The sequence below is a fragment of the Nocardioides lijunqiniae genome, from assembly GCF_015024225.1.
In the GTDB taxonomy this organism is placed as follows: domain Bacteria; phylum Actinomycetota; class Actinomycetes; order Propionibacteriales; family Nocardioidaceae; genus Nocardioides; species Nocardioides lijunqiniae.
In genome coordinates, this window is record NZ_JACJGM010000023.1 from 32,582 (window position 1) to 46,944 (window position 14,363).

Here is a 14,363-nt window from a genome sequence, read left to right on the forward strand (position 1 = left end):
TCCTAGCGTCGAACACATGACGCAGAAGACATGGCTCATCACCGGCGCCTCGCGCGGCTTCGGCCGCGAGTGGACGATCGCCGCCCTCGAGCGCGGCGACCGGGTGGCCGCCACCGCACGCGACACCGCGACCCTCGACGACCTGGTGGAGAAGTACGGCGACGCCGTCCTGGCCCTTCAGCTCGACGTCACCGACCGCGAGGCCGACTTCGTCGCCGTGGCGCGGGCGCACGAGCACTTCGGGCGGCTCGACGTGGTCGTCAACAACGCGGGCTACGGACAGTTCGGCTTCGTCGAGGAGCTGAGCGAGCAGGAGTTCCGCGACCAGATGGAGACCAACGTCTTCGGTGCGATGTGGGTGACCCAGGCGGCGCTGCCGTTCCTGCGAGCGCAGGGCTCGGGCCACCTGCTCCAGGTCTCCTCCATCGGCGGGATCTCCGCGTTCACCAACGTCGGCGCCTACCACGCCTCCAAGTGGGCGCTCGAGGGCTTCTCCCAGGCCCTGGCCCAGGAGGTCGCCGACTTCGGCATCCACGTGACCCTGGTCGAGCCGGGTGGCTTCGCGACCGACTGGGCGGGGCCGTCCGCCCGCCACGCGACCCCGCTGGCGGCGTACGACGAGGTGCGCGAGAAGGCAGCGCAGTGGCGCGCGCAAGCGCAACGGCGCAGGCCCGGGCGACCCGACCGCCTCGGCCGCGGCCGTGCTGCGGATCGTCGACGCCGACGTGCCGCCGCTGCGTGCCTTCCTGGGCACCGCGCCGCTCGGCATCGCCAAGGCCGACTACGAGTCGCGGCTCGCGACCTGGGAGGCGTGGCAGGACAACGCGGAGCTCGCTCAGGGCTGAGGAGGGGAACTCCCTCGTTGAGTGATGACTCGATGTCGTGTATCTTGACATCAAGACATATTGCGTTGTTCCGAGTAAGGCTCGCCTTACTACCCCGCGTCGCCCAGGCGGCGGCAAGATGGGTGGAGCACACACTCGACCTCAACGAGGAGACGGCTTGATGGCCAGCCAGGACAGCTTCGGAGCCAAGAGCACGCTGGACGTGGACGGGAAGTCCTACGAGATCTTCCGTCTCGACGCGGTCACGGGGGAGGGGTTGCCCGCGGACGCTGTCGCGAGCCTGCCGTTCTCCCTCAAGGTGCTGCTGGAGAACCTCCTCCGCACCGAGGACGGCGCGGACATCACCGCCGACGACATCTTGGCGATCGCCGGCTGGGACGCCGACGCGGACCCGAGCCAGGAGATCCAGTTCACGCCGGCGCGCGTGATCATGCAGGACTTCACGGGCGTGCCCTGCGTCGTCGACCTCGCCACCATGCGCGAGGCGATGGCCGACCTCGGCGGCGACCCGACCAAGATCAACCCGCTCGCGCCCGCCGAGATGGTCATCGACCACTCGGTGATCGCGGACGTGTTCGGCACGCCCGAGGCGTTCGAGCGCAACGTCGAGATCGAGTACGAGCGCAACCGCGAGCGCTACCAGTTCCTGCGCTGGGGCCAGGGCGCCTTCGACGACTTCAAGGTCGTCCCCCCGGGCACCGGCATCGTCCACCAGGTCAACATCGAGCACCTGGCCCGCACGGTCTTCACCCGCGAGGTCGACGGTGAGCTGCAGGCCTACCCCGACACCTGCGTCGGCACCGACTCCCACACCACGATGGTCAACGGCATCGGCGTGGTCGGCTGGGGCGTCGGCGGCATCGAGGCCGAGGCCGCCATGCTCGGCCAGCCGGTCTCCATGCTGATCCCGCGCGTCGTCGGCTTCAAGCTCAACGGCGACCTGCCCGAGGGCGCGACCGCCACCGACCTGGTGCTCACGATCACCGAGATGCTGCGCAAGCACGGCGTCGTCGGCAAGTTCGTCGAGTTCTACGGACCCGGCGTCTCGGTGCTGCCCCTGGCCAACCGCGCCACCATCGGCAACATGAGTCCGGAGTTCGGCTCGACGATCGCGGTCTTCCCGATCGACGAGGAGACGACCAAGTACCTCAAGCTCACCGGCCGCTCCGACGAGCAGCTCGCGCTGGTCGAGGCCTACGCCAAGGAGCAGGGCCTCTGGCACGACCCGGACGCCGAGCCGCGCTTCTCCGAGAAGCTCGAGCTCGACCTGACGACCGTCGTCCCGTCGCTGGCCGGCCCCAAGCGCCCGCAGGACCGCGTCTCGCTGTCCGAGGCCAAGGAGGCCTTCCGCACCGCGCTGGCCGACTACGTCTCCGACGGCGACACCGGCGGCGACGACCGCAAGCCCGGCGTGCCCCAGCAGGAGAAGCCGGAGGGTGTCGTCTCCGAGGTCGACGAGGCCTCGGCGGAGTCCTTCCCCTCGAGCGACGCCCCCGCCTCCAACGGCGGCGGCGGCACCAGCCACGGCAACGGCGGCGGCAAGCCCGACGACTGGCACGACCACGCCGCGACCGGTGAGGGGCGCCCGTCGAACAAGGCGAGCGTCACCCTCGCGGACGGCACCGAGTTCGAGCTCGACCACGGCGCCGTCACGATCGCCGCGATCACGTCGTGCACCAACACCTCCAACCCGTCGGTCATGATCGGCGCGGCCCTGCTCGCCAAGAAGGCGGTCGAGAAGGGCCTGGAGCGCAAGCCGTGGGTCAAGACCACGCTGGCGCCCGGCTCCAAGGTGGTCTCCGACTACTACGAGAAGTCCGGCCTGACGCCGTACCTCGACAAGCTCGGCTTCAACCTCGTCGGCTACGGCTGCACCACCTGCATCGGCAACTCCGGCCCGCTCATCCCCGAGGTCAGCCAGGCCGTCAACGACCACGACCTCGCCGTCGTGTCGGTGCTGTCCGGCAACCGCAACTTCGAGGGCCGGATCAACCCCGACATCAAGATGAACTACCTCGCGTCCCCGCCGCTGGTCGTCGCCTACGCGCTGGCCGGCTCCATGGACGTCGACCTGTTCAACGACCCGCTGGGCCAGGACCAGGACGGCAACGACGTCTTCATGAAGGACATCTGGCCGACCTCGAAGGAGGTCGAGGACGTCATCGCGCAGGCGATCACCTCCGAGATGTTCGACGACGGCTACGCCGACGTCTTCGCGGGCGACGAGACGTGGCAGTCGCTGCCCACGCCCGAGGGCAAGACGTTCGAGTGGGACCCCGAGTCCACCTACGTCCGCAAGCCTCCCTACTTCGACGGGATGCCGGACGAGCCGGCCCCGGTCGAGGACATCTCCGGCGCGCGGGTGCTGCTCAAGCTGGGCGACTCGGTCACCACCGACCACATCAGCCCGGCCGGCGCGATCAAGAAGGACTCGCCCGCAGGGCGCTACCTCGCCGAGCACAACGTCGGCCAGCGTGACTTCAACTCCTACGGCTCGCGCCGTGGCAACCACGAGGTCATGATCCGCGGCACGTTCGCCAACATCCGGCTGCGCAACCAGCTGGCCCCCGGCACCGAGGGTGGCGTCACCCGCGACTTCACCAACGGCGGCGAGGTCACGTCGGTCTTCGAGGCCTCCGAGAACTACCTCGCGGCCGGCACCCCGCTGGTCGTGCTGTCCGGCAAGGAGTACGGCTCCGGCTCGTCGCGCGACTGGGCGGCCAAGGGAACCTCGCTGCTGGGCGTCAAGGCGGTCATCGCCGAGTCCTACGAGCGGATCCACCGCTCCAACCTGATCGGCATGGGCGTCATCCCGCTGCAGTACCCCGCGGGCGAGAACGCCGAGTCGCTCGGCCTGACCGGTGAGGAGGAGTTCTCCATCACCGGCATCACCGAGCTCAACGAGGGCCGCACGCCGAAGACCGTCAAGGTCAAGGCCGCCTCCGCAGACGGGCAGAGCGTCGAGTTCGACGCCGTCGTCCGCATCGACACCCCCGGCGAGGCCAACTACTACCGCAACGGCGGGATCATGCAGTACGTCCTGCGCAACCTGCGGCGGCAGACCGCCTGAGCGTCGGGACCCGGTGAGTTTCACCGGGTACCCGGTGAAACTCCCGCTTCCGGTACGAAGCTTCGTGCCGGAAGCGGGAGTTTCGTCATGTCGGTGGGGCGGGAGTGACGATCCCTGCCGGATCGGACCCCTCCTGATCGGGGTGTGGCGTCGTGTTGTCTGGTGACGGCACGACCGGATCCCCGGAGGACCCCATGACCTCGCTGCACGACCGTCTCGCCGACCTGGCCGAGCACGCGCCCGTCGGCGTGCCCCCGGACGCCTCCTCGGGCCACGACCTCTGGGAGCGCGGGCGCCGCTACGGACGCCGCCGCCGGGTGGAGACGCTCACGCTGACGCTCGTCCTGCTCGCCGCGGTCGGCTCCCTGGTGGGGGCGCTGCTGCCGGCGACGACGTACGACGTCGGGCCGGCGGACGCGCAGGCCGGGCTGCGGCTGCCCGACCGGCTGCAGGTCCCGAGCCCGTGGTCGCCCGGGACCGACGACGTCGGCGAGCTCGGCCCGCTGGCTGCGGTGGTCCCGGCCGAGCGGAGGACCTGGACCGGCTCCAGCACCGGCCTGGCCGGGGTCTCCACCGACGGTGACTACGCGTTCCTCGACCTGCCCGGACTGTCGAGCACGCCGGGTCTCGAGGAGGGCGCCCGCGTCGCGCTCTCGGCGGACGGTCGCCACGTGGCGTACCCGCTGGCCGGCACGCCCGCAGGTGAGCCGAACCGCATGGAGGGCGACACGTTCGTCGGCGTCGCGGTCTACGACACGGTCACGGGCGAGGTCGACCGCCACCGGGTGGAGACCGAGCACGGCATCGACGTCAGCGGGCTGGTGTGGACCGGGGACACCCTCTGGGTCCAGTACGGACAGTGGGACCAGGCCGCCGACGAGGACGCCGAGACCGGAACCGGTTCGGACTACCACCTCTACACGTGGCCCTTGGACCAGCGGCCTCGCCGCTTCGACGGTCCGCGGCCGGACCTGCTCCCACAGGCCGGCCTGTCACCTCGGGTCGTCGCCCCGGGCGCGCGTCTCGAGGTCTACGACGGCGACGGCACCGCCCTCTCGCGCGTCCTGAGGCCGGACGTGCGACCCGAGAGCCCGGCCGTCCTGAACCCCTCGGGCAACCGCGTGGCGGTGCTCGGCGACCCCGACGGCGACCCGGGGACCCGCTCCAGCGACGCAGCGCCGCTGCTGGCCGGCGTGGTGCCTGACGGTCCGGACGTCGACGTGACCACCGAGCCGGTGGGCGACGTCCGCGCCGACGACATCTGGGGTTGGCGCGACGACTGGACGGTGGTCGTGCGCGCCTACTCCGCGAACGCGCTGCTCTCCGTCGACGTCAACACCGGCGCCACCGAGCGGCTGGTGCGGCTGCCGCAGGACGGCTCCTCGTCCGAGGTGGTCGTGGCTCAGGACGCGCTCGCCGCGCCGACCTTCTCGGCGCCCGACGCCCCCTACGTGCTCGACCCCCGGCTGCGCCTGGCCCTCGTCGTCCTCGGTGTCCTGCTCGCCGGTCTCGGCGTCGTCCTGTGGAGGCGTCGTGGCCGCGTCTGAGGACCGGGCGGGCTTCGAGGAGTTCGTCCTCGCGCGCCGCTCCGCGCTGCTGCGCACGGCGTACCTGATGACCGGCAGCCACGAGGACGCGGAGGACCTGCTGCAGGTGGCGCTGGTCAAGGCCGTGCCGCAGTGGCGCAGGATCCGCGACCGGCCGGAGCCCTACGTGCGCAGGATCCTGGCGCGCGAGAGCATCTCCCGGTGGCGTCGTCGGCGCTGGCGCGAGGTCGGCACCGACGAGCTGCCGGAGACAGGCACCCACGACGCCGACGTCGACCAGCGCGAGGACCTGCGACGCGCGCTGCTGACGCTGGCGCCGCGCCAGCGCGCGGTGGTCGTGCTGCGCTACTACGAGGACCTCAGCGAGGCGCAGACCGCGGAGGCGCTGGGGATCGCGGTGGGCACGGTGAAGTCGCAGGCCCGCGACGCCCTCGCTCGGCTGCGGGCCCTCGTCCCGGACCTGGACGAGGCCACGGTCGGCGCCGGCTGAACTACGCTGCCGCGCGTGAGACGCACTCGGCAGGCGGGCCCCCTACTGCTGCTCGCCCTGCTCGCCGCGGGCTGCTCCGGCGACGGCGGAAGCGCGGAGCGTGAGATCGGCCCCACGCCCGTCCAGTCCGGGCCGATCCTGGGAGGGGAGCCGTTGGAGGGCCCGCCCTCGACGGACCCGGCCCCCGGTGAGCCGACGACGTACGACGAGGGCGTCGCCCACCTGGAGGCCGCGACCACGACGGTGGAGCTGGCGCGGTTCCTCTCGCCCGACGGCGACGTCTACTGCTCGCTCAGCGACCTCGCGGGGACGCCCGCCTGCGAGCTCGGCGACGGGCCCGTGAAGGACCTCGACGTCTGCGACCCCGGCGGGCCGTCGGTCTACGTCGGGAGGATCGAGCTCGGCGAGGACGGGCCGGTGCCGCTGTGCAACACCGACACGATCCGCGGCGCGCAGGGGGCGACGGTCGAGCACGGCACCCGGGTCACCTGGCCCCGCAGCCCGGTCGAGTGCGTGGTGGAGGAGATCGGCGTCACCTGCCTGGACGACGACCTCGGTGCGGGCTTCTTCCTCACCCCGGGGCGCTACCTTCTGCTGGGCTGACTGGCCGGCTTGGCTACGGTTGCGGACATGATCGTGGCCTTCAGCATCAGTCCCTCCACCGGCGACGAGACCGGCGGCGTCTCCGAGGCCGTGGCCGCCGCCGTGCGCGTCGTCCGCGAGTCCGGCCTGCCCCACGAGACCAACGCGATGTTCACCAACATCGAGGGGGAGTGGGACGAGGTGATGGCCGTGGTGAAGCGCGCCGTGGACGTCGTCGCCGAGGTGTCGCCCCGCGTCGGGCTCGTGCTCAAGGCCGACATCCGCCCCGGCTGGACCGGTGAGCTCACGGCCAAGGTGGAGCGCATCGAGCGGGCCCTGGAGGGCTGATGTCCTACCCGCCGCCCCCGGGACCGCCGCCGTCCGGCCCACCGCCGTCGGGCCCTCCCTCCTCCGGCCCGCCCCCGTACGGCCCGCCCCCGTCCGGCCCGTCGGCCGGGCCCCCGACGGGCCCGCCGTCGTACCAGCCGCCACCGCCGCCCCCGCCCGGCTGGACGCCCTACGGACCTCCGCCCCCGCAGCAGCCGCCGCCGTCCGGTGGCGCGCGACGCCTCGCGATCGTGCTGGGCGTGCTGGGCGCCGCCCTCGTCATCGGCCTGGCCGTGCTGGTGCCGGTCGTGCTGTCCGACGACGACCCCGAGCCCGGCGCGGGACCTCGCAAGGGGCAGAGCTCTGCCGGCACCGAGGGGGGCGCCGAGGGCGGCACGGACGGGCCGGGCGCCGGCACGGACCTCGCGGCCGTGGAGGAGTTCTCCGACCTGGAGCCGACCCACACCGAGGACGACGTCGACTACGAGCAGTCGCCCCCGGCCGGCGGCCCCCACGACCCGACGTGGCTCGACTGCGGGGTCTACGACGAGCCCGTGAGCGAGGAGAACGTCGTGCACGACCTCGAGCACGGCACGGTCTGGATCACCTACGAGCCCGACCTCGACGAGGAGTCGGTCGCCGCGCTGGAGGAGGCCCTGCCGCAGAACGGCATCCTCTCGCCGTACGACGACCTCCGCGCGCCGGTCGTCGTGACCGTGTGGGAGCGCCAGCTCGAGCTGACCGGCGCCGACGACCCCCGCCTGCAGCTCTTCATCGAGGAGTACGGCGCGGGGGAGACCGCCCCGGAGCCGTTCGCGTCCTGCGCGGGCGGGGTCCGCGACCCGGCGGGGACGTCGGTGTGATGGACAGCGAGACCCGCCGCTACCGCACCGGTGCCGACGAGGCCGTGCTGGACCTGACCGACGACTGCGCGGAGTTCGTGCGCGGTCGTGGCGACGGGCTCCTGAACGTGTTCGTGCCGCACGCGACGGCCGGCATCGCGATCATCGAGACCGGCGCCGGCAGCGACGACGACCTGCTCGCGGCCCTGGGCGACCTGCTCCCCGCCGACGACCGGTGGCGCCACCGCCACGGCTCGCCCGGTCACGGCCGCTCGCACGTGATGCCGGCGATCGTGCCCCCGTCGGCGACGGTGCCGGTGCTGGGCGGCCGGCTCGCCCTCGGCACGTGGCAGAGCGTGTGCCTGGTGGACCTCAACGTCGACAACCCCGACCGCGAGGTGCGGCTCAGCTTCCTGGGCTGACCCACCATGGAGGTCGAACAGGTGTTCGACTAGCCTCGGGTCATGGCACTCGTCGCTCCTCCCGGATGGCCGCGGGGCGTCCGTCCCCCCGACGCTCCCGACTGGGAGCGCACGGCCGCCGACTGGCTGCTCGACCAGTGCCCGCCCGACTACCGGCGCTACGCCGGGCTGCGGCGTCACGTCGTCGTCCTCGCGCGCTTCGCGGTGCTGCACGTCGAGGCCAGCCAGGCGGCCTGTCGGCGCGGGATGAGCGAGGCGCGCGCCGACCTGCGCGAGGTGGCCTCCGACGAGGTGGTCGAGGCCGCGGTGCAGACCTTCCAGCTCGAGGAGGCGCGGCTGCTCGGGCTGCGCCGCGAGGTCGGTCTCGTCGAGGAGGCGCTGCGCGGGCGCCGCTACGTCGCCCGCCTCTAGCCGCCTACGGCAGCGGGTCCGCCGACCCCAGCCGCCACAGCGCGAGACCGTGGACTCCGAGCTCGCTCACGAGCCGGGCCCGCAGCCGCCAGGAGCGGGCGTCGGACCACCACAGGACGGTGCCGTTCGAGAGTCGCGCCGACCACTCCCCGGAGCGGGGGTGCCAGACGGCGCGGGCGCCGTCGCGGCGCACCAGGCGCCGGGCGCCCGCCACGGACACGGTGCGGCCGGTGCCGCGCCGCGGCCAGGTGTAGCCGTAGCCGGCGACGCCGAGGTCGAGCCGCTCGGCGGGCACGGCCTTCAGGGCGGCGCGCAGCGCCTGGCGCTGCCAGCGCAGGGGGCCCACCGGTCCGGGGCCGGACCAGGCGGGTCCGTGGAAGTCGTAGGTCATCAGGACGACGACGTCCGCCGATCGACCGAGGTCGCCCAGCCGGTAGCCGTGGGAGCGGTACGCCGCCAGGCTGGTCGAGGCGCTCACGTCGACCGAGACCGTCCGGGCCGCCGGCATCAGCGCCTGCAGCCGTCGCACGAGACGCACCAGCCCGGCGGCGCGGCGGCGCGGCACCAGCTCCAGGTCGACGTTGACGCCGCCCCAGCCCTGGGCCGCGACGAGCCCGGCGAGGCGTCGCGCGACGCGCTCGATGTTGGCCCGGCTGCCCAGCAGCCGGCTGGCGGCGCGTGCGTCGAAGTCGCCCAGCCGGTTGCTGTAGTTGCTCACCAGCAGCTCGCTGCGCAGGCCCTCGCGGCGCGCGGTGCCGGCGAGGCGGCGGGTGCCGGCGTCGGGACGGATCACGCCCCTGCCGTCGGCGGTGATGCTGACGCCGGCCACGGTGAGGGTGGTCAGGGCGTGCGCCTCCCGCGCCACGAGGCGGTGGGTCGCGCCGCCCAGCGCGAAGCCGGTGACCGCGGGTCCGCCGTCCGCCGCGGCTGCCCTCGGCGCGGGGACGGCCGGCGCGGCGGCGGCGGAGCCGGTGACGAGCAGTGCCGCCGTCAGCGCCGCGGTGAGGGGGAGGGTGCGCAGGCGAGTCATGGGACCACCCTGTCACCTCGGGTCGTGGTGCGTCGCAGCACTACGGTGGCGCCGTGCACCACTTCGCGAGCGTCGTCCTGGTCGACCGGCAGGGGCGGGTGCTGCTGCAGGAGCGCGACTCCCGTCCGCGGCTCGACCCGGACCGCTGGGGCTACCCCGGAGGCGGCGTCGAGGCGGGGGAGACCTACGAGCAGGCGGCGTACCGCGAGCTCGAGGAGGAGACCGGGGTGCGGCTGTCGCCCGGCACCCTGGAGCTGGTCGGCGAGTTCCGCTTCTGGAGCGAGCCGTGCGGCGAGGACGACGAGTTCCGGCTCTACGCGGCCGGCACCGCGCTGACCGAGGTGGAGTGCCACGAGGGTCGGCAGATGGCGTTCGTGGAGCCGGCCGTCGCGCTCGGTCTGGACCTGACCGTCTCGGCGCGCCTGACCCTGGGCGACTTCCTCGCGTCGCCCCTGTACGCCAAGGTGGGTCCATGACCTCCCGCTTCCGCGTGTTCCCCGTCCCCGGCCCCGGCGCGGAGGACGTCGTCGTCGCCACCAGCGGCCCCGACGAGGGCGCGGTCTTCACCGGCACCGCGGACGGCGCGATCCTCCGCGTGAGCCACGACGGGCAGCGGGTCGAGCGCGTCGCGCACACCGGTGGTCGTCCGCTCGGCCTCGAGCTGGACCTCGACGGCCGGCTGGTCGTCTGCGACGCCCACCTTGGCCTGCTGCGCGTCGACCCGGCCAGCGGCGCGGTCGAGGCCGTCACCGACAGCGTCGGCGGCACCCGGATGGTCTTCTGCAACAACGCGGCGGTGGCCTCCGACGGGACGGTGTGGTTCAGCGACTCCTCGACCCGCTACGGCGTGGAGCGGTGGAAGGACGACTTCGTCCAGAACACCCGCACCGGCCGGCTGCTGCGGCTCTCGACCGACGGCACGGTGGAGGTGGTGCTCGACGGCCTCGCCTTCGCCAACGGCGTGGCGCTGTCGGCCGCCGAGGACTTCGTGTGCGTCGCGGAGTCCGGTGCCCGCACCGTCGTGCGCCGCTGGCTCACCGGCAACCGCGCCGGGATGCGTGACCTGCTGTGCTCGGGGCTGCCGGGATACCCCGACAACATCGCCCGCGGCAGCGACGGCCTGATCTGGGTCACGATCGCCAGCCCCGTCGACCCGCTGGTGGAGCGCCTGCAGGCCGGCCCCCTGGCGCTGCGCCGCCTGGTCACCAGGATCCCGCAGCGCCTCCAGCCGAAGCCGCAGCAGACCGTGCGCGTGCAGGCCTACGACGACGCCGGCACGCTCGTGCACGACCTCGACGTCGACCCGGCCGAGCACGGGACGGCGTACCACATGGTCACGGGCGTGCGGGAGCACGAGGGACGGGTGTGGATGGGGAGCCTGCACGAGCCGGCCATCGCCGTGCTGGATCGCTGATCTCGGCTACCGACCCGTAAACTCCACGACATGGGTGTCCTCGAGTCTGTCTCCGGTCCGCGCGACCTGCGGGACCTCTCCGACGACCAGATGACGGCGCTGGCCGCGGAGATCCGGGACCGGCTCGTCCAGGCGTGCTCGCGGGTCGGGGGGCACCTCGGCCCCAACCTCGGGGTCGTCGAGCTGACGCTGGCCATCCACCGCACCTTCGACTCCCCGCGCGACCGCGTCGTCTTCGACACCGGCCACCAGGCCTACGTCCACAAGATGCTCACGGGCCGCGCCGACGACTTCTCCGGGCTGCGCACCGAGGGCGGCCTGTCGGGCTACCCCAGCCAGGCCGAGTCCGAGCACGACATCGTCGAGAACTCCCACGCCTCCACCGCGCTGAGCTACGCCGACGGCATCGCGAAGGCCTACGCCATCCGCGGCGAGGACCGCCACACCGTGGCGGTGATCGGCGACGGCGCGCTCACCGGCGGCATGGCCTGGGAGGCCCTCAACAACATCGCGATCGCCAAGGACTCGCGCCTGGCGATCGTCGTCAACGACAACGGCCGCTCCTACACCCCGACCATCGGGGGCCTCGCCACGGCGCTGACCTCGCTGCGCACCAGCCCGCGCTACGAGCACTTCCTCGACCTGGTCAAGAAGCGCCTCAACGCCGTCAAGGGCGTCGGCCCCGCCGCCTACGACGCGCTGCACGCGATGAAGAAGGGCCTCAAGGACGCGCTGGCGCCCCAGGGCCTGTTCGAGGACCTCGGCCTCAAGTACGTCGGTCCGGTCGACGGCCACGACCTGACGGCGATGGAGCACGCCCTGGCCCAGGCCAAGAAGTTCGGCGGGCCGGTCATCGTGCACGCGATCACCCGCAAGGGCTTCGGCTACGACGCCGCGGAGCGCCACGAGGCCGACCAGTTCCACTCCCCGCAGCCCTTCGACATCGAGACCGGCGAGGAGAAGGTGCGCGGCCAGATCTGGACCGACGTGTTCTCCGACGAGATCGTCCAGATCGGCCAGCGCCGCCAGGACGTCGTGGCCATGACCGCGGCGATGATGCACCCGGTGGGGCTCGACCAGTTCCAGGCGCGCTTCCCCGAGCGGACGTTCGACGTCGGCATCGCCGAGCAGCACGCCGCGACGTCCGCGGCGGGTCTCGCCATCGGCGGGCTGCACCCCGTCGTCGCCATCTACGCGACCTTCCTCAACCGGGCCTTCGACCAGGTGCTGATGGACATCGCCCTGCACCGGTGCGGCGTCACGTTCGTGCTCGACCGGGCCGGCGTCACCGGCGACGACGGCGCCAGCCACAACGGCATGTGGGACATGTCGGTGCTCCAGGTCGTGCCGGGGCTGCGCCTCGCGGCGCCTCGCGACGCCACGCGCCTGCGCGAGCTGCTCAACGAGGCGGTCGACGTCGACGACGCCCCCACCGTCGTCCGCTTCCCCAAGGGCCCGCCGCCCACCGACATCCCGACGCACGCCAAGGCCGGCGGCGCCGACGTCCTGGTCCGCACCGGCCCCCACGACGTGCTGGTGGTGGCCGTGGGCTCGATGGCCACGGTCGCGGTCGACGTCGCCGAGCGGCTGGACGCCCAGGGCATCGGCGTGACCGTGGTCGACCCGCGCTGGGTCAAGCCGGTCGACCCGGCGATCGTGGAGCTCGCCCGCCAGCACCGTCTGGTGGTCAGCGTCGAGGACAACGGCCGCGTCGGCGGCTGCGGCGCGACCCTGCTGCAGACGCTCAACGACGCCGGCGTGACGACGCCGTTCCGGCTGCACGGGATCCCGCAGGAGTTCCTGGGGCACGCCAAGCGCGCCGCGATCCTGGAGCGGGTGGGGCTCACCCCGCAGGCGATCGCGCTCGGCATCGTCGAGGACATCACGGCGCTCGCCGAGGGGCGAGCGGTCGTCGATGTCGACCAGCTCGGCTGACGTCCTCCCGACCCGCGCGCTGCGGGCCGCGGTCGCCGGTCTCTCCTGCTGCCTGGCCCTCGCCGGCTGCACCGGCTCCTCGAGCGACGGCGCGCCGCCCGCCCCGAGCGACGCCGCGTCCGGCGCCGCCGCCCCGGCGCCGGTGCCGCCGGACCTGCTCCAGGCGTTCGGAGGCGTGCTGGAGCGACGCTCCGCCGCGCTCCTCGGCGGTGACCTGACGGCGTTCCGCCGTGACGTCGCGCGCGCCGGCGGCTTCCGGGCCGCCCAGGAGACCTACTTCGACAACCTCCAGCAGCTGCCGCTGGCCACGGTGTCCTACCGCGTCGACCCCGCCAGCCTGGTGCGCCGCGGGGACGCCTACTGGGTGGCCGTCCACGTGACCCTCCAGCTCGAGGGCTACGACACCGCCCCGGTGGAGTCCGTCGACCGCTACCGCTTCTCGGCGTCGCGCAGGGACGACACCCGGTTCGTGCTCAGCTCGGTGGAGGACGCCGCCTGGGAGGAGCGCCAGGAGGTGCGGCCGCAGCCGTGGGACCTCGGTCCGATCGAGGTGCGTGAGGGCACCGGGGTGCTCGGGATCTTCGACGCCGGCAGCGTGGGGGCCGCCGGGCCGCTGCTGCGCTCCGTCGAGGACGGCGCGGCCGACGTCGCCGTCCGGGTGCCCTACCCCTGGGACGGGCGCGTGGTGGTCTACGCGCTGTCGGACCCCACGTTCCTCACGACGCTCGACGACGTGCCCGGAGGGGACCCCGAGGCGCTCGACGCCCTCACGTTCCCGGTGGCCACGGCTCCGGGGAGCCCCACGGTCGCCTCGACCCGCTTCCTGCTGAGCCCGGCCATGGTGGGGCGCGACGGCCCCGAGCGGGACCGGCTGGTGCGCCACGAGCTGACCCACGTGGCGCTGGGCCAGCTCGACGACCAGGCGCCGCTGTGGCTGAGCGAGGGGATCGCGGAGTACGTCTCCGTGCAGCCGCTGGCGCCGGAGGACCGGCGCGTCGAGAGCGCGGCGCTCGAGGCGGCCGAGGCCGGGGTCGACGACCTGCCGGCGGACAAGACCTTCAACGACGCCGACTCCGCCGTCCACTACGGGCTGTCCTGGTGGGCGTGCGAGTACCTCGCGCTGACCTACGGCGAGTCGGCGCTGTGGTCGCTGGTCGACCAGCTCGCGACGCCGGGGACCGACCCGGACGAGCTGCTGCGCTCCTTCCTGGGCCTCAGTCCCCGCCAGCTGGCCCGTCGAGGGGCGAGGCTGATGATCACGACGTTCGACCCCTCGTTCCTCGAGCCGGAGCCGACTCCCTCGCCGTCGCCCACACCCACCCCGACGGCCCCTGCTGCGACGCCCTCGGCGAGCCCGTCCGCGAGCGCCTCGGTGCCGCCGGGCTGAGCGCGGCGGCCCGCCGGCGGGCTGTGGGGCGGGTCACCCCGGGCCCGGACCGCCGTACGGC

The 14,363-nt window shown here is 73.3% G+C and carries 14 protein-coding genes; 13 read left to right on the forward strand and 1 reads right to left on the reverse strand.

The features are described 5' to 3' along the window. The first annotated feature begins 16 nt into the window (after window positions 1–16). From IRQ30_RS14995 to IRQ30_RS15035, 9 genes are all read left to right on the forward strand, one after another. Window positions 17–1,006 carry an SDR family NAD(P)-dependent oxidoreductase gene (locus tag IRQ30_RS14995; RefSeq protein ID WP_227467648.1) on the forward strand — a complete coding sequence of 330 codons (990 nt, stop codon included), beginning with the start codon at window positions 17–19 and terminating at the stop codon, window positions 1,004–1,006. Further along, a complete protein-coding gene (locus tag IRQ30_RS15000; protein WP_193613846.1) occupies window positions 1,006–3,915 on the forward strand; it encodes an aconitate hydratase in 2,910 nt (969 codons plus the stop codon). Before IRQ30_RS14995 ends, IRQ30_RS15000 begins: the two co-directional genes overlap by 1 nt. A gap of 194 nt (window positions 3,916–4,109) precedes the next feature. Beyond that, window positions 4,110–5,462, forward strand: a complete 1,353-nt coding sequence (locus tag IRQ30_RS15005; RefSeq protein ID WP_193613847.1) for a hypothetical protein — start codon at window positions 4,110–4,112, stop codon at window positions 5,460–5,462. Then, window positions 5,449–5,952 (forward strand): SigE family RNA polymerase sigma factor, encoded by a 504-nt coding sequence (locus IRQ30_RS15010; RefSeq protein ID WP_193613848.1) that lies wholly within the window; start codon window positions 5,449–5,451, stop codon window positions 5,950–5,952. The genes IRQ30_RS15005 and IRQ30_RS15010 overlap by 14 nt, the downstream gene beginning before the upstream one ends. A gap of 15 nt (window positions 5,953–5,967) precedes the next feature. Beyond that, window positions 5,968–6,555 carry a hypothetical protein gene (locus tag IRQ30_RS15015; RefSeq protein WP_193613849.1) on the forward strand — a complete coding sequence of 196 codons (588 nt, stop codon included), beginning with the start codon at window positions 5,968–5,970 and terminating at the stop codon, window positions 6,553–6,555. Window positions 6,556–6,582: 27 nt separating this feature from the next. Further along, the gene (locus IRQ30_RS15020) at window positions 6,583–6,882 is read left to right on the forward strand and encodes a thiamine-binding protein (protein WP_193607213.1); all 300 of its coding nucleotides are present in this window, start codon (window positions 6,583–6,585) and stop codon (window positions 6,880–6,882) included. Between the two features lie 239 nt (window positions 6,883–7,121). After that, the gene (locus IRQ30_RS15025) at window positions 7,122–7,724 is read left to right on the forward strand and encodes a DUF3105 domain-containing protein (protein ID WP_193613850.1); all 603 of its coding nucleotides are present in this window, start codon (window positions 7,122–7,124) and stop codon (window positions 7,722–7,724) included. After that, window positions 7,724–8,125: a YjbQ family protein gene (locus IRQ30_RS15030; RefSeq protein WP_193607215.1), complete on the forward strand. Its 402-nt coding sequence runs from the start codon at window positions 7,724–7,726 to the stop codon at window positions 8,123–8,125. The genes IRQ30_RS15025 and IRQ30_RS15030 overlap by 1 nt, the downstream gene beginning before the upstream one ends. A 42-nt stretch (window positions 8,126–8,167) precedes the next feature. Next, window positions 8,168–8,536: a hypothetical protein gene (locus IRQ30_RS15035; protein WP_193607216.1), complete on the forward strand. Its 369-nt coding sequence runs from the start codon at window positions 8,168–8,170 to the stop codon at window positions 8,534–8,536. Window positions 8,537–8,540: 4 nt separating this feature from the next. On the opposite strand, the gene IRQ30_RS15040 is transcribed toward IRQ30_RS15035, so the two are convergent. Then, complete coding sequence (locus tag IRQ30_RS15040) at window positions 8,541–9,566, reverse strand: glycosyl hydrolase family 18 protein (RefSeq protein ID WP_193613851.1); 1,026 nt, start codon at window positions 9,564–9,566, stop codon at window positions 8,541–8,543. A 53-nt stretch (window positions 9,567–9,619) separates the two neighbouring features. On the opposite strand from IRQ30_RS15040, the gene IRQ30_RS15045 reads away from it, so the two are divergent. The 4 genes from IRQ30_RS15045 to IRQ30_RS15060 are packed head-to-tail and all read left to right on the forward strand — an operon-like array spanning window position 9,620 to window position 14,302. Further along, window positions 9,620–10,042 carry an NUDIX domain-containing protein gene (locus tag IRQ30_RS15045; RefSeq protein WP_193613852.1) on the forward strand — a complete coding sequence of 141 codons (423 nt, stop codon included), beginning with the start codon at window positions 9,620–9,622 and terminating at the stop codon, window positions 10,040–10,042. Continuing rightward, complete coding sequence (locus tag IRQ30_RS15050; RefSeq protein WP_193613853.1) at window positions 10,039–10,980, forward strand: SMP-30/gluconolactonase/LRE family protein; 942 nt, start codon at window positions 10,039–10,041, stop codon at window positions 10,978–10,980. The genes IRQ30_RS15045 and IRQ30_RS15050 overlap by 4 nt, the downstream gene beginning before the upstream one ends. Before the next feature lie 30 nt (window positions 10,981–11,010). Next, window positions 11,011–12,915, forward strand: coding sequence for a 1-deoxy-D-xylulose-5-phosphate synthase (gene dxs, locus IRQ30_RS15055; RefSeq protein WP_193613854.1), 1,905 nt, complete (start codon window positions 11,011–11,013; stop codon window positions 12,913–12,915). Beyond that, on the forward strand, window positions 12,896–14,302 hold the full coding sequence (locus IRQ30_RS15060) for a gluzincin family metallopeptidase (RefSeq protein ID WP_193613855.1): 1,407 nt from the start codon (window positions 12,896–12,898) through the stop codon (window positions 14,300–14,302). Before dxs ends, IRQ30_RS15060 begins: the two co-directional genes overlap by 20 nt. Window positions 14,303–14,363 lie beyond the last annotated feature (61 nt).